Raw genomic sequence first — 24,862 nt, 5'->3', positions numbered from 1 at the left:
AAGTATAAGATAAATAGGGTCATGCAACTCTGAAATTTAATGATTAATCTGTAATATCATTATTACTCTCGTGACCATTAAAACATTGAAGTAAAGTAATAAATGTCTCGAGCTCTGAATTATCCAATTTCGATATGTGTTTATAAAATTCTTCTTCTTTGATCTTGATAGCATATAATGCTTTTTCACGGCCGGTTTCTGTCAACGATATTAATATACCTCGGCGGTCTTCCGGGTGAGTTTCACTTTTTACATAACCCAACTGTTTAAGTTGAGAAACAAGACGGCTGACGGAACTTCTATCCATGGCAGTTGATTCCGCCAAAAGTGTAGCAGCAGCCGGACCATAAGATAAAAGCCATCGTACTATCAGGAAAGCAGCCGGTTGCAATTGTGGATCGAAAAGGGCAGCCGTTCTAACATTAAGTGCATGGGATGCACTTATTAATGCATTCAGTTGTTCACCAAGAGCTAGTTCAAGCTGTGTTCTTAATGCAGTATCCTGTTTTTGCAATTTTTTTTCCATAGTCTACCTCATAAATTTACTTGACATATATCAAATATCTATATATACTTGACATATATCAAGTATATTTCATGCTTAAACATACGTCAAGTAAAAGATAGAGCATAAACCACAAATAGTAGGTTTATTAATCATCAAAGGAGAATCTATATGGAAAAATATCCGATTGCAGTAATAACTGGTGCTACTAGCGGTCTTGGTGAGCTGGCAGCAATTGAATTAGCCAAACGCGGAATGCATTTGGTATTAACAGCCAGGAATCAAAGCCGTGCAGAGGCTACAAGAAACAAGATAAAAGAGCTTGCTCCAAATGCAGTAGTCGAGTTTTTTTTCGGTGATTTGTCACTAATGGAGGAGGTTAAGAGAATTGGTAAGGAAATAATAGCACAATACCCTAAAATTGATATATTAGTGAACAATGCCGGTCTGCATGGTTTTGAACAGCGAGTAACCAAGGAGGGGCTGCCAGAAATGATAGCAGTGAATTATCTGGCTCCATGGCTGTTAACCAATACTTTGCTTCCTTCATTATTACAATCTTCAAAAGCGAGAATTGTTAATGTGGCTTCTGAAGCATCACGTAATCATGGAGAACTAAAATTGCCGGAGGATTTAACGGATATTTCGGATTTTACCTCCAGAGGTTCTTCCAAGCTTTATGGAAAGACGAAGCTTCTTAATATAATGTTTACAGGGGAACTTGGACGTCAGCTGACAGGGACAGGAGTTACCGTAAATGCACTAAATCCTGGGTTTAATGTTACAGGCCTCGGGCGTGAGCTGGGGTTTTCCTCTGTGTTGGCGAAGATATTAAATAAACTGCATATCGGAGATCCGGGAAAAGGCGCCGATATTATCGTACGATTAGCTACAGAAGATCAGTATCAAGGGGAGAACGGAGGATATTTTAATGTAGGCACCGGCAAACCTATTGTACCGGTATACCCAGGTGGTGACACTGGAATGCAGAATAAGTTATGGTCTGATACAGTAAATATCTTAGCACAAAAAGGTTATATTGAGTAGGAACAGTAATGTAAGCAGTAAGTGCTGATGAAGGGGCTGTTGCAAAATAGCAGTTTATTATGGCTATTTTTGCAACAGCCCCTTCGAATTCTTGCTTTCTTATTAAAAAGTATACATTAGTTTAATCTAGTATGTCTGTACTAAATTAATTGATATTCTTTAAGAAGTTTTTCAATGTCGGTGCCTGCAATTTTCTTGAGAGCTTCTGCTAGTACAGCTTTTACATTTGGTTCAAGGCTGATATCGGTAAGCTTTTTGCCATCACTCAAAGTTGAGGTAGCATTCAGTAAATCACGAATATCATAAGTACTGCCCCAAACTTCAGGTATTCCACGGTCAATATTCAAAAGAGTGTAGACACTTTCCATAGCGGTACGGACAGAGTACTCAATGGTAAATATGGTATCACGTTTTGTTTCGGCAAATTGGCCAAGGAAAGCAAAATTCACACTGCCTGACGGAATAACAGCAGGGCGGTCACCTGCTTCTCTAGGCATAAAGAATGCAGTAATGTAAGGCATCATACAAGGTACGGTATTAGCACTGTTCTCTGCCATATCCTCGATTTCATTTACCGGGACACCGATGTGATACAGCCATTCCATGCATATTTCCTTACCGGTGCATTCACGCATGGGTTTTTTGACAAAGTTACCGGGTTTGTCGGTAAATAAACCGTAAATCCATCCGACTAGCTGGTCCTTTGGCTGATTGCGGAAATGAGGCTGACGGTTAAAAGTCCAGCTGAGCAGCCAGTTTGAGTCCTTAGCGGTAACGATGCCGCCGGTAACTACCTTGCCGCTGAAGGGGTCACGTTTGCAGATCTTCTGAATATAGGGAGGGATGCGTTTGTCCAGCGTCGTAACAGTTGCAGACATCCAGTTGCTTTGCTCTGCATCATAGCAGAATTTATCCGGGTGACCAAAGGATGGATCCTGAGCTGCAATTTTACGCCACATATCCCAGCCGCCTCCCTGCTTGATCTCATGGTTAAAAGCTGCGGGGCTGTTTTGGCTGCCGATAGAAGAATTCTCTACACAGCCGCCGTTGGTGATAAATACCAGATCGTCTTCAGTCAGATCGATATGTTCCTTCTGCTCATTACGGATAATGTCAATGCGTGTGGCAACTTTCTTATCAGCTTTTGTATCAAATATTACGTTTTCCACCTTTGTACCGTAATGAAACTGTACGTTATGATCATCCAAATACTTCACCAGCGGCAGAATCATAGACTCGTATTGGTTGAGCTTTGTAAAGCGAACTGCTGTGAAATCAGGCATACCGCCAATATGATGAACGAATCTCTTGATATACAATTTCATCTCCAGAGCACTGTGCCAATTTTCAAAAGCAAACATAGTGCGCCAGTATAACCAGAAGTTTGAATTTAGAACCTCTTCGCTGAACACATCAGAAATACGTCTATTATAAAGAGCTTCATCAGGGGTAAAGAATAGTCTCATAATCTCTTGTGTGCCCTTGTCTGACAAGGTAAACTTGCCATCAGTGTGAGCATCTTCACCACAGTTCATGGTTGCACGGGTGAGAGAGCTGTTAGGGTCATGTTTGTTGAGCCAATAGAACTCATCCAGTACACTGGCGCCTTCGGTTTCCAGTGAGGGAATGGAATGGAATAAGTCCCAAAGGCATTCATAACGATTATCCACCTCACGTCCACCGCGGATTACAAATCCGGTATTATCATATTCATACCCGTCACAAGCACCCCCTGCCAGGGAATCCTTTTCCAGAATATGAATTCGTTTTCCGTCCATTTGTCCGTCACGAACAAGAAAGGCTGCGGCAGCAAGTGAAGCGAGGCCGGAGCCGATTAAATAAGCTGATTTACAATCAACATCTTTGGGTTTTTCCGGTCTGGCAAGTGATTCATAATTTCCTTTTGAATAATACATAGTGATTACCTCCGTGATTGTATATTTCTTACTACACGCACTATTGTACTATTTGCTGAAATTACTACAATAATCAATAAAAGGACTTTGATAAGATTTGCATCATCAATGGAATATTGTATAATTTTTAATCAATTTTAGGGATTTGATTAGATTTGTTAAGTTGATAGTTGTTAAGAGCTCTTGATACCTCTCCTTGAATTAAGGTGCTGAGCTGGTCGATTATTAGTTGAGGGTCTTCCCGCATATCCTTTTTAATCCAATCCATAAGCAGACCAACAAAAGCAAAATTGTAGAAGTTTGCGATAAACTTCTTGCTTTCCTCCGATACCTTCATGCCCGCTGCTTTTTCCTCTACGACACCGATCAGTAAGTCATAAGTTATAGCATAAAAGTAATCTTCTATTTTCTCTCTGCTGATAGAGTGATAAACATTGGAAATAAAAGGTTTGTTTTCAAGAACCATTTGAAAGGTTTGCAAAAAGCCCTGCTGCCAAGTCTCGTAGGTTTTTTTGCCGTTAATGGCACGTGCCGTTTCTTCCGTACATATCCATTCAATTAAATCATAAATATCTTTAAAGTGATAATAAAAGGTCATGCGGTTAATGCCGCAATCCTTAGCGATATCCGAAATAGTGATTTTACTAAGGGGCTTTCGGAGTAAAAGATTTTTGAGGGAATCTTCTAAGGCATGCTTTGTTATCTGTGACATTCAAAAAATCCTCCTTGGTTGTCCTCTTGTTTTTATACAATCAATCAATAAATAATTCTTAAATTCCTCATAGTATCAAACTATACAAGCTCTCATCAACCCTCATTTCTATACTCTTTTGGGGAGCATCCAATAGCCTTTTTAAATTCTCTGTTAAAGTAACTGACATTATTAAAGCCCGTATTTCTGGCAATCTCTGAAATCTTCCAGGTGGTCTGGGTCAATAAGCTGCAGCTTTGCAATATTCTATATCTTACCACATAGGCGATGGGCGACATCCCCATAACTTCTTTAAAGGTATGGCAGAATTGTCCTTCACTCATGGGAAGCAGTCCGGTTAAGAATTTTAAAGACATCTCTTCCTTGTAATTAGCATGAATGTAATCAATAATCGGCTGCAATCTTTCCAGTTTATAATTCTTATTCTCCCTTAGGTTTATGGAAAGTGCTGAATTCTGATAATACAAATGCCAGATTTCAAATATACGGCTCCTGATAAGGAGCTCATTTTCAATTAGATTTCCTCCGCTTAAGGTGTCCAGTTCGAATAGAAGTTGAATAATCTTTCTCTGCCAGGGCGAAGAGGAGATGATGCATAGGGTAAATTCCATTTCTCCTTGAAGAAATGGCTGGATATATCTACAATAGGTTGTATTATGCGTGCCTCCAAAAAGGCTTGGATGGAATAGCACTACGCAAGCTTCACAAGGAAGACCCATATACCCTCTGGCAGCGTGAAGCTTATTGGAATGAATGAATAATCCCTCTCCCGCAGTAACAGTATACTCCTTATCTTCTATGGTATAAACCATAGCACCTTCTATTACGGCAACAAACTCAAATTCAGCATGCCAGTGAAGATAAAAAAAATTGTCTGTGCCTTTCGGGTAACTTAAATGATGAATGGCTATTGGAAATAAGGCCGTTCCGTGTACTGCTTTTTCTTTTAAGAACATTCTGGATTTCATAATAACCTCTTTCCTGAATATCAAATCATGAGTTAGGTATTCTTTTATCTATCGTTTCATAAATGCATAAATGAGTAGTTTAACAATATCGTGTTATTAATTAGTAATTTAATTAAAGAAATGAGTTTAAATAATAAATATAATACAATTATAACACAAGTTAGAAAATAGCAAAAGGTTAGAGCGGAGTATTGAGATAGAATGCAGAAGGAGGATAGGATGGCTGAGTGTAATAGCAATAATAACCGGAGGGAGAACTATCGGTATAAACCGGTTAGTGTTCCCGGCGGGGGATTTGTTACAGGTTTTGTATTTCATCCTGCGGTACCGGATATCATGTACTGCAGGACAGATATTGGAGGTATCTACCGGTATGATTTTAGGAAAGAGTGCTGGATATCCTTAGTTGATTCGGCTACAGACCCGGAGGTCTGGAAGACCTATCCTCTTTCAATTGCCCTTGACCGCAATAATCCGGAATTTTTATATGCCATGGTTGGCCGTTTCCCAACCCACAAAATAGCCTTTTCACCGGATTACGGAAACCATTTCGAATACCTGGACACACCTGTTGATGAGAGGGGTAATTCTGTTTCAATCCATGGAAATGCTCCCGGCCGCTCTACGGGAGAAAGACTGGTGGTAGACCCTAATGATTCCGATATTTTGTATATGGGGACCATGGAGAACGGTTTATGGAAAACAAAAGACCGTTGTAAGACCTGGGAGCAGCTGACTATCTGTTACCCCGGAAGAAAACCAGAAAAGAATATTTCCTTTGTGGAAATTGATCCTGCAAGCGGAAGCAGCGGTGTACCATCAGGGAGAATTGTTGTAGCGGTAAGCGGTGAAGGTGGTTCTCCCGGCAATAACATAAGAGGGCAAAGTGTCTACATCAGTAATGACGGAGGAGAGAATTTTACCCCCCTTTCCTTAGAACCGGCGCCTCTTCTTAGCGGGTCTTCGGATTATCCGGGATATGTGGGGCAAAGGGCTGTCTTTTTAGAAAAGTACCTGTATATCACTTATGCTGCCTATAATATTGGTTGGTCTAACTGGAACAGCTACGGCTGTGATACGGGGCGGTGTTATGACGGTGGGCTATACCGTTATGAACTGGATAGTGAGGGCAATGTACTGGAAGCGCTGGATATAACCCCTCCCAATATTTTTGCTGCCGCCTTACAGGAGAATGAGGCGTCCGGCAGAAGATTGGGCTATGGGATGGGTGGAATATGCGGGGATAGAAGTAGACTCGGTACTATAATCTGTTCCACTATTCTATCAGAACAGGATACCATTTACAGTTCAATGGATTACGGTGTAACCTGGATACCGGTGCTCTCCGGCCTTACAATCGGGAATATTGATTTTAATGTATCTTATCAAAAGCCCGAATATAATGGGAATGAATCTCTGATACATTGGATGTCGGATGTCAAGATTAACCCCTTTGACAGTGATAGGGCATTCTTTAATACCGGAGCCGGAGTTTTTATGACAAAGAACCTAAGGAATGCAGAGTACGGCAAGGCGGTAAATTGGTCCTGCTGTGATGTAGGTATGGAAGAAACCGTGCACCTAAACATCTATTCACCTCCTTCCGGAAATGTAAAGCTAATTGATATTATCGGGGATTATGGCGGGTTTGTATTTACAGATCTGGATAAACCGGCGAGAAATACCTTTGAAGATTATAAAAAAGACAGATGGATAACTGCCATGAATGCAGATTACCCGGACAGTAACCCCAATCTTTTAGTAGTAACCCCAAGAGGTAATTGGAAAGGGAAAACCAAAGGAGGTCTGATTATATCCTATGACCAGGGTAATACCTGGGAACAGTTACCGGATCCCTTAGGGCTTAGTGAGGAGCTGGACAAACAGATTCAGGAGCTTAAGAACCCCAATGTCACCTCCGGTTGGGTGGCTGTTTCCGCAGACGGTAATAGGATTCTTTGGACAATTGGAATTCCTGTCTATGCTTCAAGGCTTGTTTATACCAAAGACCTGGGCAAGAGCTGGCATCAATCGACGATATATAATCTGGAGGGAAAGCCTTTCACAGATACTAATATTCCTTTTAAAGTAATGTCTGACCGTGTGAATCCCGATATTTTTTATGGCTTTGGGGAAGTAAGGAAGGGCGGAGGTTTCTATGTAAGCACAAATGGCGGCGAGACCTTTTATGAGGTGCAAGTTCCCCTTGGATTCCCGGAGGTGAACTTAGCCGGTATTGACAGCGAACAGCATTATGAGATTAGAGCGGAGTCAGGCAAAGAAGGGGTTATATGGCTGGCTATGAATCAATATGGATTGTGGAAAATTACTTATAATTATAAAGCCAATCAGCTTCAAGGAAAGCGGGTATCCAAAGCAGGAGACTACATAAAAAGGATAGGTCTTGGAAAAGAAGCCCCAGACAGTGACTTCAAAACATTGTATACCAGCGGTACCATAAATCAGGAATATGGATTCTATAAATCTCTGGATGAAGGTGTGAACTGGATTCGTATAAATGACGAGGAACATCAGTATGGTGATATCCGGTCCATCTCCGGTGACCCCAGAGTATATGGCAGAATCTATGTAGCTACCGGAACCAGAGGAGTGGTATATGGTGAGCCTCTCTGATATCTTGGAAAAAGAATGATGATTTTTCATATTAGTGTTTTAAACCGCTCATAAATCGGCAGCTGATTTGTGAGCGGTTTATTTGGTTTCATAATAAAGAAGTGCCTGCAAGGAACAGGGAAAGGTCTGTCAAAAGGTAACCAGCTTACAGGTTCCTTATACCAATAATTAACTTTAAAATTATTAGATATTGAGACGGTTTAAAAATGGTGATAATATAAAAGTACTATACTATTCGTTAAGGCAGGTGAAGTCAAAGTGAAAAAAATACTTGTGATCGATGATGAGGTTGCTATCAGAGATTTAATTGAATTAGTACTGAAAAAAGAAAATTATCAGGTGAAAACTGCTGAAAACGGTGCTGCAGGACTTCGGGAGATGGATACATTCCGCCCTGACCTGGTGCTGCTGGATTTGATGCTGCCTGACTTCTCCGGCTATGACCTATGCAGAGAGATTGTAAAAAAGTCCAGTATCCCGGTTATCATGATATCTGCGAAGAATGAAACCATTGATAAGGTGCTGGGACTTGAGCTTGGAGCGGAGGATTATGTGACAAAACCTTTTGATAATAGAGAACTGATTGCCAGGGTAAAAGTGGTTCTTAGAAGGTTTGAAAATACTGACCAGATGAAAAATGACAGTACGGAGCCAATTCTATATGGCGATTTGGAAATAGACCTGGAAGCGAAAAGGGTGTTAAAGGGTGGTGCTCAGATTGCCCTCACGGCAAAGGAATATCAAATCCTGGAGACTCTCTCTAAAAGACCCACGAAAATCTTTACCCGGGATGAACTTCTGGAAATTGTATGGGGTTACGACTACCTGGGAGACAGCCGGAGTGTTGATATGACGGTTATGCGGCTTAGAAAGAAGCTGGAGGAGGATTCGGAAAATCCCAGATATGTAAAAACTGTTTATGGGTTTGGCTATCAATTTGGAGGTGATTCCCTTTGAAATATGCTACCAGACTTCTTCTGAGCTTTTTGTTTTTCTCCATATTATCCTTTGCCATAATTATTGTCACAGTGGACCGGGCAATTGATTATTATAGCTTTATAACCATTGAAAAACAGATGATGGAAAAGGCTGATATATGTGAGCTCACCTTTCGGGAGGTGCTTACAAGACTTGATAAGTCCAATGATCTGAAGTCCTCAGAAGTAGCTAAAAATGTTCTTGAGGTCCTAAAAGCTTCCGGAAGGGAAATCAGAATTTATGATAACAAACTCAATCTTTTGGGGTCGGCCTTGAATGGAATCATTGTGACCGATGGCAGTCCCAAGATATTCAAAGATAATATCAGCAAAGCTCTGAAAGGAAATTACTCTTATACGGTAACAGAAAATGGCTTAATTTATTTTGCTATGCCAATTCAAGATAAATACTACCAGAATGTTTATGTGTTTGAGATGGTGGAAAATATCTCTTACTTTTATGAAATTATGAGTAAGATCCGTTATATCTTATTGATTGGTGCAGCCGGATTTACATTTCTGATAATCCTTTCCGGTTTGTATATCGCACGTAAGACTACAAAGCCGATTAAGTATCTCCTTGAGGCTACCGATAAATTTTCCAGGCAGCAATTTGATCAGGTGGAACTAAAACGGAAGGATGAGCTTGGGATGTTGGCTTCCGGGTTAAATCAAATGGGTATTAGACTAAACAATTACATTCAATACCAAAAGCAGTTCGTTTCCAATGTATCTCATGAGCTAAAGACACCTCTGACGGCCATTCAAGGGTTTTCTCAGTATTTATACGAAGATGAGAATGAAAATGAGGACCTAAAAAAAATCTATTCCCATCTGGTAAATGAGTCGGAGCGCCTGACAAAGCTTATTAATGAACTGCTGATTCTGTCAAAGTTCGATAAAGGAGCACAGCAGCTTACCATTGAAAAAGAAAACATATCCGACCTTACAAAGGCAGTTGTTGAGGAGATGAACTCCAAGGCAAAGAAAAGGGAGATTACCATTGAAACGGAGCTGGAAGACAGTATATATGCAGAGGTAAACAGTGTCTTGATGTCACATGCAATTGCAAATATCCTGGATAATGCCATAAAGTATTCCAATATAGGCGGCCAAATAAAAGTAGAGACATTAAGGCTAGAGACCCCAGCCGGTGTAAATATGGCAGCTATTAAAATAAAAGATCAGGGTATTGGGATTTCTAAGAGTGAGCTTACGTTAGTAGAAGAGAGATTCTATAGGGCAGAAAATGCTAATATTGCTACAGGTTCCGGCCTTGGACTTTCTCTTTGTAAAGAGATTCTGGAAAAATTCAATGGTGAGTTAATTCTGGAAAGCAAAATTGGTTTAGGCACTACGGTAACCCTTTTAGTTCCCTTGACGTAATGTTACAAGAATGTTATAAGTTTGTTATTACTCTGATAAAAGGTTATTTTATAATGACATTGTAACTTAGATGAAACAAATATTTTAAGGAGGAATAACAATGAAAGGTTTAAGAAAAATAGCAGTAATGTCTATGCTTTTAGTATTTTGTGCAGTAGTATCAGTGGGGTGTAAAAAGAACGAAGATAATACACCGGGTAATTCCGATAAGGCACCAACCGAAACGGTTAAGGATAATCAAAATGAAACGGAGCCTACACCGACCGTAGAGGTAATAACGACAGATACCCCTGCTGACAGCTCAAAGGACGATGGAGATGAGGTTGTAAAGGAAGGCACCGTAGAAAAGGGCGGAAATGTAGTTTTAAAGCAGCTCGCTTTTCTCTATAAGGAAAATACGATTGCTCTTTCTGATATTGTGGATGATAAAAAAATAGAAGACATTCTTGGAAAACCAAAGGAAATCAAAACTCATACTTATTCTGCAGATGACGGATTAAATATGGATCAGCTGAATGGAATGACAGAAAAGCAATATATCTTCCCGGGACTTGTTATAAAGACCATTGATGCTTCCGAAGATAAGAATTTCTTTATCCATAGCATTGAAATTACAGATGCCAAATATACAACTACAAGAAATATTAAGGTAGGAGACAGCTTTGATAAGCTGAAAGAAGCTTATCCGGAAGGGAATCTCCTTGGAGGCGAAATTAGTGACCAGGAAGATGATTTCCGATACGAACCGGTTAATTATGTGGATACAATGATCTTCCATATTAAAGATAAAAAGGTGGAGAGCATACAGATAGCTACCTTGTTAGATTAATCCGCTAGTGAAAATTGAAAGAACTGCCGCAAAATGAAGTGGTATGCAGTCCCTGTATAGGACAATGAAATAAAAATCCTATATAAGGGCTGTATATCCGTCCTCAGAGATCATTTTGCGGCAGTTTTTTATGAGTACTTTTCCTGGGACAGTTTAGAAGAGGTCTTTTTTACATTGACCGGAATCTGAGCCAAGATAATGGCAATAAAGAGCAGCAGACACCCGGATAATTCACGTTTTGTCAAGGATTCGCCCAGGATAATCCATCCCCCCAGAGCAGAAAATACGGATTCCATACTCATAAGCAGGGAAGCTATAATTGGATTCACTCTTTTCTGACCAAGTATCTGAAAGGTGTAGGCAACACCGCAGGACAAAACACCTGTATATAATAAAGGAATCCAAGCCTTAAGAATGGATGATATATCAGGCGTTTCAACCACAAACATAGCGATGGAAGAGAGAAAACCGCATACAAGGAATTGGATGCAGGATAATTGCACGCCATCCACCAGAGGTGAAAAATAATCAATTACCAGAATATGTACGGAAAAGACCAGAGCACACAGCATAAACAGCGTGTCTGCAGGTGCAATATTAAATCCGTCGGTGGCACACAATAAATAAATACCAAATAATGCGATCAATATGCTGATCCATAAAGTGATACCCGGACGTTTTTTGAGAAATATACCTATTATAGGAACGATTATAATATATAGCGCTGTGAGAAACCCTGCCTTAGAAGCTGTTGAATGAACTAACCCAAGCTGCTGAAGATTGCAGGCTACAAATAATAGACATCCGCAAAGAGTTCCGCCCAGTAATAATTGTTTTCGGTTTCTTTTTTCGGAATCCGGTTTTCTTTTATTTTTATCCCGGGTAAAAAATATAATGGGGAGCAGAGTAAGGCCTCCTATGAAGGAACGTACCGCATTAAAGGTAAAGGAACCGATTAAGTCTCCCCCGATACGCTGTGCTACAAAGGCAATTCCCCAGATAAATGCCGCAAGTAGCAGCATGGATTCTCCAAGTAACGAATTTTTTTTCATAAAAATACACCTCATTTTAAGCTAAAATTTTATGGACTCAAGTCAATTAGGTAATTCTAATACAATCCTATGTGAAATACAAGTAATAAATATTAATAGCGTTGTATAACCTAAGGAAATGATTTTAAGTTTCTTAAAATTAGCTTATACCAAGTTAATGGAAGATGTGATATTATGGAAGCAGATTATACTCAATGAAAGTAACCAAAAGGTGAAGTTGAATTGATATAAAATAAATAAAAATCAAAGGAGAAAACGAGTGAATACTTTTCAAACCATGGATTCAAAAGACTTTAAGGAAAGCCCTTTTCAGCTGATAGGAAATGAGTGGATGCTGATAACCGCTGAAAAAGACGGAGTAGTTAATACAATGACTGCCTCCTGGGGTGGCCTTGGTGTTATGTGGAATATGGATGTTGTCTTTACAGTAATCAGAAAGAGCCGCTTCACAAAGGAATTAATTGATGGTGCAGATAGTTTTTCGCTGTCTTTTCTGAACCACAAGGATTATCAGAAAGAATTAAGTTATTTGGGTACCGTTTCCGGAAGAACGGAAGATAAAATAAAGAAAGCGAATCTTAATGTAAATTATCAAGAGGGGGTTCCCTTCATCGATGAAGCAGATAAAGTATTAATATGCAAGAAGCTCTTTGTTCAGAAGATGGACACGGATAGCTTCGTACTTCCTGACTTTGGTGATAAGTTCTACGGAAATAAGGATTATCATGATCTGTATATTGGCGGAATTACAAGTATATTGACCAGATAACAGTTCATAAGACGAAATCTTATTAACTGTTTGGTGATATGAAGTCACCTGACCGGTTATTGAAGGTAAGAATAGAGAAAGTTATAATAAATGTGACCGGTCAGGAAGGAAACAAGAAATGAATATAGGGAAGAAGATTAAAAGCCTGAGGCTGCAAAAATCAGTAACCCAGGAAGAATTAGCAGGACATCTGTCAATTTCAGCGCAAGCCGTAAGTAAGTGGGAAAATGATATAACGACACCTGATATCCAATTGTTACCGGAGTTGTCTGCCTTTTTCGGCGTTACAATTGACGAATTGTTTGACGTTGCAGCAAAAACTCATTTGGAACGCATTGAAAATATGCTGCAGGTTAAGAAAACCTTGTCAAAAATGGAATATGATTACGCCCAGGATTTTCTGAAAGAAAACCTTACAGATAGTGAATGCAGAGGGAAATGTCTGAACCTGCTGGCAGAACTTCATATTCATGAAGCAGCGATGCACAGTGATCAAGCAGAGTACTTTGCGAAAGAAGCCTTAAAGGAAAATCCGTCCTTAAAGGATAATCATACAGCGCTGTTGTGGGCACAGCATGGCACCATACCGGACTGGAATTATTCAAATCATCATAAACGGATTGCTTTTTATCAGCAGTTTGTAAAAGAAAATCCGAAATATGCAAGAGGATATATGTACCTTTTGGATGAACTGATTGCAGATGGCAGATTGCAAGAGGCAGATGAAGTACTGCTTGAAATGAAGAGAGCAGAGGATGACTGCCGTGTCAGAATGTATGAAGGCCAGATTGCCTGGGCAAGAGGAAAACAGGAGGAAGCCTACTCTATCTGGGACAGTATGGTGAAACAGGAACCTGACAACTGGCTGGTATATGCCTATGCAGCAGACCGCTATGCGGCGGATGGCAGATATCAGGAGGCAATTGAGTTTAATAAACAGGCTTATCTCTTACAACCGTCTCCCAAATATATCGATGCTTATGAGTGTATTGCTCATATATATGAAATTATGGGGGATTATGAGGAGGCTGTAGATGCTTTGGAGGAAGTCATTCATATCTTGGAACAGGAATGGCAGGTGACGGAAGGTGAAGCAATTGACAGGCAGCACAGAGAGATACTCCGGTTAAAAGAGTTGGCAAAGAGCTTATAATATAGAACATTTAACAAGTAAAACAGGGGCTGCCACAAATGAATTTTGCGGTAGTCCCTGTCTTTTACGTTATTTTATACTTTGCAGACCGGATTTCATGGCCAGCTTTCTGAGAGAAGGATTGTACATAGCCGGTGATTTTAGATTTTTCAGCTGCAGATTTAACTTAATATGGTTCATTTTATGACTGTATCTATCTAGGAAACCATCGATTCCACCTTCAAGGCTCTGTGCCAGATAATAAGAGCTTTTTAGTGCATAGCTGATTCCTTCTGCTGAACTGGGGCTGATGGCACCGGCTGCCTCACCAATCAGAGCAGTGCTGTCTTTACCGGTAAAGAGCTGTGATGTTTTCGTAGGTCTTAGGATAAATGCACTTTCTGACTTTACTTTATTACCAAAATGATAATCCAATTGAGTTAATTTGGATTTTAACAGTTCATATTTTTCTCTGGTGTTTTCCCTGGGCTTTAAGGCAGCACCTAGTAACAGGGAGTTTCCCTTTGGTATAATCCAGGAGTAGAAGTCGCTGATTTCTTCGTCAAAAATTGCCGTATAGTAGGGGAGCTTATATGCGCATTCAAACCATTCCTGAATGGCAATATATTTATCGGGTACGGCTATGGAGCTCCTGGAACTTTTGGTGATTAAATGCCGTACTCTTGAGGAAGCACCATCCGCTCCTACAACTACTTTGGCCTTTTCAGATATCAATTGGTTGTTATAGATATATCTGACCTCATAGCCTCCCGGTATTTCGGAGTAATCCAGGAAAGAAGCGTTGAACTTTTTCTCCACGGTATCCGGAATAAGTGAGATGAACCATCTATCGAATTTTTCCCTGTCTATATTAAAATAAAAGCGTTGATATAATCGTTCCAGTTTAGCGGATAAGTCAATCGTCCTTACAGCAAAAAGCTGTGGATCCACCAAAATATCCCCGGGGATTCCAAGACCAAGGAAGGCAATCATTTTTTGGGCATCCGGTGCCAGTAATCCACCACAGCATTTATGAGACAGATTTGAAGGCTTCTCATTCTCCCTATCTCTTTTATCAATTAGTAAGACTTTATATTGATTACCGATTAACCGTGCAAGGTTAGCACCTGCCGGACCAGCTCCGACAATAATAATGTCATACATAATCATCACCTGTCATTCTTTCTTTTCATCGCTGCTAAATTCCAGAATATCTCCCGGCTGACAATCCAGAGCTTTACAGATCGCCTCCAGAGTAGATATACGGATGGCCTTAGCTTTGCCATTTTTTAGGATGGAGAGATTGGCCATCGTTATACCGACTTTTTCTGAAAGCTCGGTTACACTCATTTTTCTTTTTGCTAGCATAACATCTATATTAATTATAATTGACATACCATCCTCCATGCCTTTCCAACAACACGCGTATTTGCCGAGGCTTCCCGGACCCATATTCGTATAAATCTTCTGTTCTGTTATTCTTATACTGTTAAATCATTTTCTTCTTTCATATCAATAGCGTTCTCTAATAGCTTCTGAAGTACAGCAGCAAACACTGATATTATAAGAGGAGCAAAAGTGAGCGCCAGTCCGATAAGAATAATACCGGGTGCATCTTCCCTTTCAGCTATGATATAAAAGGAGAACATACTAATACCGTATAAAATACTGATAGCAGCTCCGCAGTATTTTATATACTTTAGAGAGGAAACAGAAACTTTGGAAAAGGCAGTATTTTTATCAATATAGCTTAATAACCGATAAGCCTGATATAAGGCAAAGTAAAAGGGAAGAGCTGATAAATAAGCGTTTATTATAACCGGCAGGTAAACAAGTTTGGGATATTCAGAGGCAGCTCCCTTTGCGATTAAAGGCAGGAAAAATATGCAAAGAGCAAGGATTGGAAGCCCAATGAGGAAAAGGGATATTTTTAAAAAGAGTGTTTTGGTTTTCATAAAAGCACCTCGCATTATTATATAATTAGGTAAAATCATTTAGCTAGATTATAAAGAATAATTTATCGAAAGTCAATAAATATATATCGAAATTAAGAATTATAGCTAGCAGAATATATACCTATGGAAATTGGAACCTCCCGGCAAAGGGTATTTAAAGGGATACGTGATGATAAAGATGGAAAAGAGTTTAAACAACTGATTTTTATCTAAGAAAAAATATGTTATAAAATGATATAAATCATGTTTAGAAGGAGTAAACTAAAGATGAATTTGAATTCTATAGTGAATTTTATAAAAGTTTTACGGCAGATGAAATAGTTGATTATATAGAGCAGCCTAGAAGATTTCTAAAATAAAAGAAAATAGAGAAAGAGATTTAGTATTTTTAAGGGATGTTATGAGAATCTACTTGAAAGTCGAACGGGATAAGGCCCAAAAAGGTAAATGATTTAAATACATATAACAGGACATAATAAAATGGTGGCAGTTACCTGCCACCACAAAACCACTTGCAAAGAAGCTTGAAGTGGTATATAATCAAGATAGAAACAATCAAAGACTCGTTAAAGTTATTTGATTTCCAATCAGTTAGTGAGAAAATAGCTATCCTACAACTTGCCGGTAGAGGATAGCTATTTTTTTGTTATTGATTTGATTATCGCAATAATCTAGTATTTTTCATTCATCCTCTTCAACATACTCAAACAAATCCCCCGGCTGGCATTTTAATGCTTTACAGATTGCATTCATGGTTTCAAAACGAATGCCTTTCATTTTATCGTTTTTTAGATTGGATAAATTTACATTGGTCATATCAACTTTACCGGCTAATTCATTTAATGACATTTTTCTATCCGCCATCATTCTATCCAATCGAATAATTATAGACATCTAGAACCCCCTATGCATACTGATTAATTTCATCCTGAAGGTCATATCCAAACTTAAATATTTCTGATATTACTCCGATTATAACACCTAAAAGACAAACCATAAAGTTTATATTTGAAAAGTGTAAGGTTGGATTTTGAAATACATATAATTTAATCAGATCGGTAACGGCAGCTGTTATCAGCGGCATCAAAAATGTAAGCAGTGCAATGAAGCGCAGGCGCTTAATATTTTTTACTGAAAAAGGTTCAAAGATATTATCCAGCATAAGAAATACCAAATGGATGATAAAAGCCATAAAGATATAGGTTACCAAAGACTTCACTTTGTCAATCAGGATACACAGCTTAAAATTTGTGTTGCTGTTTTTATCTACGTTTGACATATATTCATTATAGTCTATATTACTCCATTGATCGCCATCAATGTAAAGAGTATAGGCACCTGTTTCATTGCTTCTCACTTCAAAAGCATCCGCGCTTTTCTTAGATAGGTCATAAATATCAATTGCTGTTAAGATAATTAATGATAACATTAGAAAAGATAGAAAAGATATAAATTTACGGTATTTACTTGCAGTTTTTTTCATTTTAGTAATTTTCTCTTCCATATATGGCTCCAATCTGTGTTATGTATTTTCTATTCCTCTGTTATTGGTATTATATTCTATAAAAATATAAAATGCAATAATTATTTAAAGTAATACTTTAAATAATTATACTATTACTAGAATCGAAACTTAATTAAATAGCATTATGACATTAATAGATTGCTGGCGGCATAACAGGAAAGGATTTTACAAAGCATATTATTGTTTAGGCAGACAGAATTTTACTTGTAGATTCACTGGAATAATGTTATTAATAAAGATAGAAGTATTCAGTAAATATTCGGAGAAGGAGAAGTCAATGAAATTAAACTACAAGCGAACGCTCTTAATTAGTCTTGCATTTATGTCAATCTGTGCTTTTTGGCAGCTATATGACACCATCATTCCTTTAATCCTGCAAAACACTTTTAAATTTGGTGAGACCGTTACCGGAACAGTAATGGCTATGGATAACGTTCTTGCTATCTTTTTACTGCCTATTTTTGGGGCATATTCAGACAGAGTCAGTACCAGATTAGGAAAGAGAACGCCATTTATTCTAATCGGTACCATAACTGCGGTCATCCTAATGCTGGTCCTCCCAATGGCGGATTTAGCGGAAAACAGGATAGTCTTTATCGGAGCACTGCTGCTATTACTGATTGCAATGGGCTCCTATCGTTCCCCTGCAGTCGCGTTGATGCCGGATGTCACACCCAAACCCCTGCGAAGTAAAGCCAATGCAGTCATTAATCTGATGGGAGCAGTGGGAGGAGTATTTTCACTAGTCATGATTAAGGTCATGATCAAACAGGTGGATAAACCCAATTACTTTCCGGTATTCCTTGCAGTTGCTGCATTAATGGTAGTGGCAGTGGCAGTATTGGTGAGTACGGTAAGAGAAAATAAGATTGGCGTATATACGGAAGAGAAAGAGGAAGAAGAGGCTGAAAAAGGAAAAGAAACGAGAGGGAGTTCCTCAAAACTTCCCAAGGAAGTTATGAAAAGTCTTATTTTTATTCTGGCTTCCATCTTCTTATGGTTTATGGCTTATAATGCAGTCACCACTGCATTTTCCAGATATGCTGTTAAAGTATGGGGGTTAAAAGGCGGCAGCTTTGCCAACTGTCTGCTAATTGCTACCATAGCTGCAATTATAAGTTACATACCCATTGGAGCTATTTCCGGTAAGTTTGGACGTAAGAAAACGATTATAGGTGGTATCCTGCTGTTATCCGCATCTTACTTCGCCGGTATACTGTTTAAGGAGTATTCGGGAATGATTAACCTTGTTTTTGCGGTTACCGGCATTGGGTGGGCAGCCATTAATGTGAATTCCTATCCAATGGTAGTGGAGATGAGTAAAGGTTCGGATGTGGGGAAATATACCGGGCTCTATTATACTTTTTCCATGTCAGCACAGATTATAACCCCCATTCTGTCAGGGTTCCTAATGGAGCATGTTTCATACCATACTCTGTTTCCTTATGCGGTGATATTCACGCTTCTATCCTTGTGTACAATGCTGTTTGTAAAGCATGGAGATGCGATACCGGATAAGAAGGGAAGTATATTAGAGAACTTTGATTCGTAGAATACTTTCGTTAAATAAAGAGACATCTTGAAATGAATCCCGGTTTATATGTAAAAGCGGGTTCACTATAAGATGTCTCTTTTTGTGATGGAAGGTGTTTGGCGCTGCTAAATTCCAGCTTTCGGTTTATTGTACTTTATCAAAGTTAAGTATTTTTTCAAAGCTTTATGCCAGGACGCATAATCTGTCTGATGACGGTGATCGGGCAGGCTAGTGTGTTTGGATAGATAGGCCCCCATGAAATCAGTTACTTTTTTGGCACCATAAAAATTCAGATGATTTCCTTTGTCGCGGGTATCCAGTGACCAGTTTAAGCCTATGCTTTTCGTATGTAAATTCATATCAACATAGGGCAGTGAATTTTCTTTGGCAAATGCCGCAGCTGAATTATGTTTCTCATAAGTCCAACACAAAGGAGAAGGGGTACTGTATAGGATCAATTGAATGTTATTTTCTTTACATAGTTCTGTAATCTTATTCAGATAAATTAATGGCTGGTCACCGATTGGCTGCGCTTTTCTTGTTTTGTGTACATAAGGGCCGCCGATATAAGGCTTGGTGAGGGTTGTATAGTGAAAACCCTGGTATACTTTGGGGATTCCGGGACCCGGTTTTTTCTTTGCTTCTTCTAAGATACCAAGGCTGAAGTTTTTCCAGCTGTTGTGATATTTGTAAACAGGAAATAGGTTTTGTGTAGCTTTATCTACAGCATCAGAAAGTGCATTGCTGTATTTAAAATCCCGGTAAAAGGCATTTGTTTCAAGGAGTACCACCTTTGGAGTTTGTTTGGTTAGCAGCTGCTCCAGCAGATAGTAGGTATCCTGGAGCCTCTGCCCTGGAACACCGCAATTGAAGCCGGTATAGCCGTATTTTCTCCATAGTTCCATGGGTGATATGCTGGTACTGCATTCGCTGTCACCGAGAGTCACGTAATCAATGGTTCCTTTCGGGGCATTTAAAACACCGTTCATCTTTTTATAAGGGCCTTCATTGATACTGTTATAAGGCAGAAACAAGTTTGATAGTACAAATAATATCAGAAACAGACCGGCAGTAAATATAATTGGTTTTAACAAAATTTTTAGTTTCATAGTAATTCCTTTCGTGAATATGAAATCTTCGATTTGATATTCCTGAATCTATAGTTGAAAACTGCTATATTTGCAGACTGCAATTAAAAACCGGCATATATTAATTTAGCAGGGATATATCCGGCACCGTAAGCACCGAATATAATAACTATTACAATAGCGGCATACAGGAAACCCCAGCGGGCTGCAATATGCCAGCCGGCAATCCTTTCACGGATGGCAATTCCCTTTTCGTGTAATATTCCAACAATTAAAACAGCGATAAGGCCCAAAGTTACAACGGCAAAATCCTTAAGGGACAGGCCTAGTTTCAGTAAAGAACCATCTGTGAGCGTGGATAATTGAAATCCTGTGAATATGGAGCCGAACATCTTAAATCCCACGCCTAAGCCATTGGCCCGAAAGAACAATTCTCCAGTGAAGATAATCGGCAATATCTTAATGGTCTGCAGTGTTCTGTAATACCAAGCATTTCGATTAATCTTTAAAATCTCCGTAATCTTAAGTATCATTGGTTCACATAGATTGCCTAATAAAATCAGTGTAAAATAATACATACCAAAGAAAAGATAGTTCCAGCCGGTGCCATGCCATAAACCATTGCAGAACCATACTCCAAGTAATGCAATGGAGGAAGGGATTATCTGGCCTAAGTGTCTGCCGAATTTCGCCTTTGAACTTTTTCCAAGGTTCTTTACGAATTTAGTTAAGGAAATCGGATAGAAGATATAATCCTTTAACCAGGCACCAAGAGTAATATGCCAACGCCTCCAGAACTCAGATGCGGTTTTGGAAAAGAAAGGCTGTCTGAAATTCTCCGGAAGGGTGATACCAAACATCTCACCGGTACCAATCGTAATATCGATACAGCCGGAGAAATCAGCGTATAGCTGGAAGGTATAAAGTACAGCTGCCGCTATCACTGTAATTCCGCTGTAATGATTTGGACCTGGTTTGTCAAACACCGTTACGACAAGCATGTTTAACCGGTCAGCAATAATAAGTTTCTTAAAAAGCCCCCACAGGATTCGCTGCATACCAAAGGTGACATTCTTATACATCAACGGTTTACCAGCATATAGGGCTTCTGCTGTTTGGGAATAACGGCAGATAGGGCCTTCCATCAATCCCGGGAAAAAGGCCATATACAGTGCCAGCCTTCCTAAATTCTCGTCTGCTTCAATCTTTTGATAATAAATATCCATCAAATATGAGATGGCCTGCAGTGTATAAAAGGAAATACCTATAGGCAGGGCAAATCGGAAAACAGGCAGAAGAACCGGTGAAGAAAACAGTGTTAATAATCCGTTAAGGCTGCCCGTAAAAAATCCGGAATACTTTAATACCAGCAGCATTCCAAGCTGCATGGCTATGCCAAAGAAGAGAATACCGCGGCTTTTCTTAGCATAGACAGCTTTCAGGGCTTTTCGGTCCTCGGCAGTTTGTTCCTTCACCAAAAGGTCTTTCCTTGTAACAGAAAGCCATAATCCTATGTAATGCATCGACATGGTAGAGAGGAGCAAATACACCAGGAGCTTTCCGCTGATGGAAATAAAGAAAATATAACTGGCAAGTAAAAGTACCTTTGGGCGGTGTTTATCCGGGAAAATCTGATAAATGAGTAATACTGCCGGTAAAAACAATAACAAATAAAGTATGGAAGTGTAAGTCATAGGATTAATCCTCTTGTAATCTCGTTATCATGTTCCACATAGCTTGTGCTGAATTAAAATTAACCGGCACCAGATCAACGGGTGTAATTTCGATACCAAAGGCATCTTCTAATTCCGGTATAAGGGACAGGATGGAGAAGGAATCTAAAAGACCTCCGTCAATAAGTCTGGTTTCTGTTTCATAGTTAAGATTTGGGTTGATATCCTTTAAAATAGCCATTAATTTTTCCATATGTTTTAATCTCCTTTGATTATTGAATTTATTATATTGGTGAGTTTATTGAAAGCATTGCTTAACCGGGAAAACGCTGTGCTGTTCCGGGCATTTGAATGAGTGGAATGAAGGGTTAATCTTAGGGTTGAAGAAAATAATTTAAAACATCAGTAGGATAATTTCCTCTTGCCTGCCTTAGATTATCTTTCTCTGAGTACAAAAGTACCTGGGGCAGTTCACGGCTTAAGAAGAGGGATATTCCCTCTGTAACCGAATAAGCACCGGTCTTTTCAAAAATCAATTTGTCACCGGTTACAAGTCCGTGAAAGGGATATTGTTTTACCAGGACGTCATTAACCGTGCAAAGGGAGCCGCAGACCGTCCATTCTTTCAAGTCTCCATCTTCCTGATTCCAGTGAAGAATGGGAGGTTTCTTCATTGCTAACATTTGACCATAATAGTTTATATGGTGCATGCCACCGTCTACAATGCAGTAGTTCTGGCCCTTATTATTCTTGGTATCCACAATACTGGTTACAAAGAAACCGCAGGGAGCGGCGATAAAGCGGCCCATTTCCAGAGAAATCTTACCGTTATAGGTCATTACCCTTAAAGCCTCAGCCAGGGAGGAAAGCATAGCATCTTCTTCATTCTGTTCTTCTTCAAAGTAGCATATGGGAAGACCCGGCCCGTATTCTAACTTTTTAACGGTGAAACCATATTCCTCTTCCAGAGCCAGACATAGCTTGTCGAGCATGGCGAGTTCTTTTTTCAGCTTCTCTGATACCTTTTTTTGCGTGCCCGAGAAGAATTGGATGCCTTCGATGTCAATATAAGCACGACTCTCAGGTTTATCCATGGTCTCTTTTATTATTTGGCGAAGAAGAGTTTCATCCATACCGAATTGATTTCCGGAGGTTAAGCGTAGCAATACCTTTATCGGCAGTTGCTGGCTATTTGCATAAGCTTCTAAGATATTCCAGTGAGATAAAGATTCAACTGTATAGAGAATCTGATTCCCGTACTCTTTCAGCGCATAATGGAGGTCATCCTCGCTCTTATATACGCCGGACATCACAATTTTGTCCATTCGGATAGCTGCCCGCTCACAAATATGGAATTCACCGGGAGAGCAGACTTCAAAGCTGTCAATCAGTTCTTCCAGGTCCTTTATGAGGAAAGGGTTCGCCTTCATAGCGTAGCATAGTTCCACATCGGTTCCGATTGCAGCTCTTATCTTTTGAATTTGTTCCTTCAATATGTCTGTATCAAAAAAATAAAAGGGTGTTTTATATTGGCTTATGGCTTTTTCGAATTTTTTTTCTTTCATATTTGGCTCCCATCTGCGAATTATATCTTTCCAGAAGTTACACTGCATTGCGCTAAGAGTTTCTTTCGGTCAATTTTACCATTGGCGGTAATGGGAAGTTCAGGTAAAGAGTAAAATACCGTAGGAATCATATAAATCGGTAAAGACTCCTGCATTTTCTGCTGAATAGCTTTTCCTTCCAGTCCACCCACATAAAATGCTGCAATTCGGTTTTTTGCCGTATCAAAGACACAGCAGGCTCTTTGGATATCCGGGTAACTATTCATAATTAATTCTATTTCTTCCAGCTCTATCCGATGTCCCATATGTTTTATCTGAAAGTCCTTTCGCCCTGCAAAGCAAAAGTCTCCGTCTTCGTTGCAGTAAGCAAGATCTCCGGTACGGTAAATTGTCTCTAAAAATAGAGGGTTCAGAGGATTCTGTACAAAGGCCTTTCTGGTCTGTTCTGCATTGTTATAATAACCAAGAGCCAGAGCAGTACCGGAGACACAGAGCTCACCGATCTGACCGGGGGTGGTAACTTGCCTGTCTTCTTCGTCTAGCAGGAAGACCTTTTCGTTGGGGAAGGCTCTGCCGATGGGAAGGCTTTCCTCCAGTTCGAATTCCCTGGTAATACGGTAATAGGTACAATTACAGGTAATCTCCGTAGGACCATAGAGATTTACATAGGAAGCCTCCGGAAGATACTTTTGCCAGAGTTTTAAATGCTTTATAGGCATAGCCTCACCGCTGAAGAGAACCTTGTTGACTGCTTCAGGGACTTTATAAGTAAATCCTTTTAACTGTGTTATCATACAAAGAGCTGATACCGCCCAGATTAGGGTGGTCACCTTCTTCTCACAGAGATAATCCAGAAGCTGCATAGGGATGGAGAAATACTTTTTCGGAATAATGACCATAGTTGCTCCCACCTTAAGAGTGGAATAAATATCTTTTACGGAGACATCAAAATCAAAGGGTGCCTGATTGCCGATGATATCCTCCTTACTGATAGAAAAGAGGGAAGGAAAATACTCCATAAAATCAATAACCGAACGATGGCTTACTAAAACACCTTTTGGAACTCCGGTAGAACCGGAGGTAAAGTTACAGTAGAGTGGGTCAATATCCTGTGCCTGGTCTCTGATCTGCTGCAGGCGTTCTTCATTAATATCATTCTTCAACAGCTCCTGATAGCTATTAAGTGCTCCTGTAAATCCAGCCTTTAGAAGTATCTCTTCCGTATGATTGAGGGTAATGATACATTCTGCTCCGGACACCTGTAATATCTGCTGAATACGAAAAACAGGCTGTTCAGGGTTGATCAGAATATAAAAGCAGCCGGCATATACAATTCCCATAAAAGCTGTTAAGGCTTCCACACTTTTTTCCATAAAGACTGCTATCGGCTTTCCAGGGGTTTCTATTTTTGCCAGAGAAGTGCCGATGTGCTTGGCGTTTTCTAATAATTCTCTGTAGGAGCATAGGCGGTTTATATCTTCTGCAACTATTTTTTCGGGATATTCCCTGGCGGAATGCTCTAAATATTCCAAAACATTTCTCATACTGACTCCTTTGGTGAATATCAAATCATCGATTTTATATTCAGCTTTTTG

The 24,862-nt window shown here is 39.5% G+C and carries 23 protein-coding genes; 8 read left to right on the top strand and 15 right to left on the bottom strand.

Translation table 11 applies throughout. The annotated features are described in order from the left end of the window. Positions 1-43: 43 nt before the first annotated feature. Positions 44-526 (bottom strand): MarR family winged helix-turn-helix transcriptional regulator, encoded by a 483-nt coding sequence (locus tag bsdcttw_RS23125; protein ID WP_185257116.1) that lies wholly within the window; start codon positions 524-526, stop codon positions 44-46. 150 nt (positions 527-676) lie between these two features. On the opposite strand from bsdcttw_RS23125, the gene bsdcttw_RS23120 reads away from it, so the two are divergent. Continuing rightward, positions 677-1,552 carry an SDR family NAD(P)-dependent oxidoreductase gene (locus bsdcttw_RS23120; RefSeq protein ID WP_185257115.1) on the top strand — a complete coding sequence of 292 codons (876 nt, stop codon included), beginning with the start codon at positions 677-679 and terminating at the stop codon, positions 1,550-1,552. Positions 1,553-1,692: 140 nt separating this feature from the next. Here the strand turns inward: bsdcttw_RS23120 and bsdcttw_RS23115 are convergent, their stop codons facing one another. From bsdcttw_RS23115 to bsdcttw_RS23105, 3 genes are all read right to left on the bottom strand, one after another. After that, positions 1,693-3,468, bottom strand: coding sequence for an oleate hydratase (locus bsdcttw_RS23115; protein WP_185257114.1), 1,776 nt, complete (start codon positions 3,466-3,468; stop codon positions 1,693-1,695). Positions 3,469-3,595: 127 nt separating this feature from the next. Continuing rightward, entirely contained in the window at positions 3,596-4,180 is a 585-nt protein-coding gene (locus bsdcttw_RS23110) for a TetR/AcrR family transcriptional regulator (RefSeq protein WP_185257113.1), read from the bottom strand. Between the two features lie 95 nt (positions 4,181-4,275). Next, the gene (locus bsdcttw_RS23105; RefSeq protein ID WP_185257112.1) at positions 4,276-5,148 is read right to left on the bottom strand and encodes a helix-turn-helix domain-containing protein; all 873 of its coding nucleotides are present in this window, start codon (positions 5,146-5,148) and stop codon (positions 4,276-4,278) included. Positions 5,149-5,367: 219 nt separating this feature from the next. Between bsdcttw_RS23105 and bsdcttw_RS23100 the strand changes: the two genes are divergently transcribed. The 4 genes from bsdcttw_RS23100 (at position 5,368) to bsdcttw_RS23085 (ending at position 10,974) form a co-directional block, all read left to right on the top strand. Beyond that, positions 5,368-7,782 (top strand): WD40/YVTN/BNR-like repeat-containing protein, encoded by a 2,415-nt coding sequence (locus bsdcttw_RS23100; protein WP_185257111.1) that lies wholly within the window; start codon positions 5,368-5,370, stop codon positions 7,780-7,782. A 258-nt stretch (positions 7,783-8,040) separates the two neighbouring features. Beyond that, positions 8,041-8,739, top strand: coding sequence for a response regulator transcription factor (locus bsdcttw_RS23095; RefSeq protein WP_185257110.1), 699 nt, complete (start codon positions 8,041-8,043; stop codon positions 8,737-8,739). Beyond that, the gene (locus tag bsdcttw_RS23090; protein ID WP_197979815.1) at positions 8,736-10,145 is read left to right on the top strand and encodes a sensor histidine kinase; all 1,410 of its coding nucleotides are present in this window, start codon (positions 8,736-8,738) and stop codon (positions 10,143-10,145) included. The genes bsdcttw_RS23095 and bsdcttw_RS23090 overlap by 4 nt, the downstream gene beginning before the upstream one ends. Positions 10,146-10,245: 100 nt before the next feature. Next, positions 10,246-10,974 carry a hypothetical protein gene (locus bsdcttw_RS23085; protein WP_185257109.1) on the top strand — a complete coding sequence of 243 codons (729 nt, stop codon included), beginning with the start codon at positions 10,246-10,248 and terminating at the stop codon, positions 10,972-10,974. A gap of 128 nt (positions 10,975-11,102) precedes the next feature. Here the strand turns inward: bsdcttw_RS23085 and bsdcttw_RS23080 are convergent, their stop codons facing one another. Continuing rightward, on the bottom strand, positions 11,103-12,026 hold the full coding sequence (locus tag bsdcttw_RS23080; RefSeq protein WP_185257108.1) for a DMT family transporter: 924 nt from the start codon (positions 12,024-12,026) through the stop codon (positions 11,103-11,105). A gap of 259 nt (positions 12,027-12,285) precedes the next feature. Between bsdcttw_RS23080 and bsdcttw_RS23075 the strand changes: the two genes are divergently transcribed. Both bsdcttw_RS23075 and bsdcttw_RS23070 read left to right on the top strand, forming a co-directional pair. After that, on the top strand, positions 12,286-12,795 hold the full coding sequence (locus bsdcttw_RS23075; protein WP_225903737.1) for a flavin reductase family protein: 510 nt from the start codon (positions 12,286-12,288) through the stop codon (positions 12,793-12,795). A gap of 118 nt (positions 12,796-12,913) precedes the next feature. Further along, positions 12,914-13,948 (top strand): helix-turn-helix domain-containing protein, encoded by a 1,035-nt coding sequence (locus bsdcttw_RS23070; RefSeq protein WP_185257107.1) that lies wholly within the window; start codon positions 12,914-12,916, stop codon positions 13,946-13,948. Positions 13,949-14,017: 69 nt separating this feature from the next. Here the strand turns inward: bsdcttw_RS23070 and bsdcttw_RS23065 are convergent, their stop codons facing one another. From bsdcttw_RS23065 to bsdcttw_RS23045, 5 genes are all read right to left on the bottom strand, one after another. After that, positions 14,018-15,091: an FAD-binding protein gene (locus bsdcttw_RS23065; protein ID WP_185257106.1), complete on the bottom strand. Its 1,074-nt coding sequence runs from the start codon at positions 15,089-15,091 to the stop codon at positions 14,018-14,020. A 12-nt stretch (positions 15,092-15,103) separates the two neighbouring features. Continuing rightward, entirely contained in the window at positions 15,104-15,322 is a 219-nt protein-coding gene (locus tag bsdcttw_RS23060) for a helix-turn-helix domain-containing protein (protein ID WP_185257105.1), read from the bottom strand. Positions 15,323-15,408: 86 nt separating this feature from the next. Further along, positions 15,409-15,882, bottom strand: a complete 474-nt coding sequence (locus bsdcttw_RS23055; protein ID WP_185257104.1) for a DUF2975 domain-containing protein — start codon at positions 15,880-15,882, stop codon at positions 15,409-15,411. A gap of 681 nt (positions 15,883-16,563) precedes the next feature. Beyond that, positions 16,564-16,776, bottom strand: a complete 213-nt coding sequence (locus bsdcttw_RS23050) for a helix-turn-helix domain-containing protein (protein WP_185257103.1) — start codon at positions 16,774-16,776, stop codon at positions 16,564-16,566. A 10-nt stretch (positions 16,777-16,786) separates the two neighbouring features. Continuing rightward, complete coding sequence (locus bsdcttw_RS23045; protein WP_185257102.1) at positions 16,787-17,386, bottom strand: DUF2975 domain-containing protein; 600 nt, start codon at positions 17,384-17,386, stop codon at positions 16,787-16,789. A 298-nt stretch (positions 17,387-17,684) separates the two neighbouring features. Between bsdcttw_RS23045 and bsdcttw_RS23040 the strand changes: the two genes are divergently transcribed. Then, entirely contained in the window at positions 17,685-18,959 is a 1,275-nt protein-coding gene (locus tag bsdcttw_RS23040) for an MFS transporter (protein ID WP_185257101.1), read from the top strand. A 107-nt stretch (positions 18,960-19,066) separates the two neighbouring features. On the opposite strand, the gene bsdcttw_RS23035 is transcribed toward bsdcttw_RS23040, so the two are convergent. The 5 genes from bsdcttw_RS23035 to bsdcttw_RS23015 all read right to left on the bottom strand — a co-directional run bounded on the left by bsdcttw_RS23035 (position 19,067) and on the right by bsdcttw_RS23015 (position 24,811). After that, positions 19,067-20,050, bottom strand: a complete 984-nt coding sequence (locus tag bsdcttw_RS23035) for a hypothetical protein (RefSeq protein ID WP_185257100.1) — start codon at positions 20,048-20,050, stop codon at positions 19,067-19,069. Positions 20,051-20,133: 83 nt separating this feature from the next. Further along, positions 20,134-21,723: an MBOAT family O-acyltransferase gene (locus tag bsdcttw_RS23030; RefSeq protein ID WP_185257099.1), complete on the bottom strand. Its 1,590-nt coding sequence runs from the start codon at positions 21,721-21,723 to the stop codon at positions 20,134-20,136. Between the two features lie 4 nt (positions 21,724-21,727). Continuing rightward, positions 21,728-21,955: an acyl carrier protein gene (locus tag bsdcttw_RS23025; RefSeq protein WP_185257098.1), complete on the bottom strand. Its 228-nt coding sequence runs from the start codon at positions 21,953-21,955 to the stop codon at positions 21,728-21,730. A gap of 121 nt (positions 21,956-22,076) precedes the next feature. Then, positions 22,077-23,267, bottom strand: a complete 1,191-nt coding sequence (locus tag bsdcttw_RS23020; RefSeq protein ID WP_185257097.1) for a diaminopimelate decarboxylase family protein — start codon at positions 23,265-23,267, stop codon at positions 22,077-22,079. A gap of 20 nt (positions 23,268-23,287) precedes the next feature. Next, positions 23,288-24,811, bottom strand: coding sequence for an amino acid adenylation domain-containing protein (locus tag bsdcttw_RS23015; RefSeq protein ID WP_185257096.1), 1,524 nt, complete (start codon positions 24,809-24,811; stop codon positions 23,288-23,290). Positions 24,812-24,862 lie beyond the last annotated feature (51 nt).

The organism is Anaerocolumna chitinilytica, assembly GCF_014218355.1.
In the GTDB taxonomy this organism is placed as follows: Bacteria; Bacillota; Clostridia; order Lachnospirales; family Lachnospiraceae; genus Anaerocolumna; species Anaerocolumna chitinilytica.
This window is presented reverse-complemented; position numbering and strand designations above follow the sequence as displayed.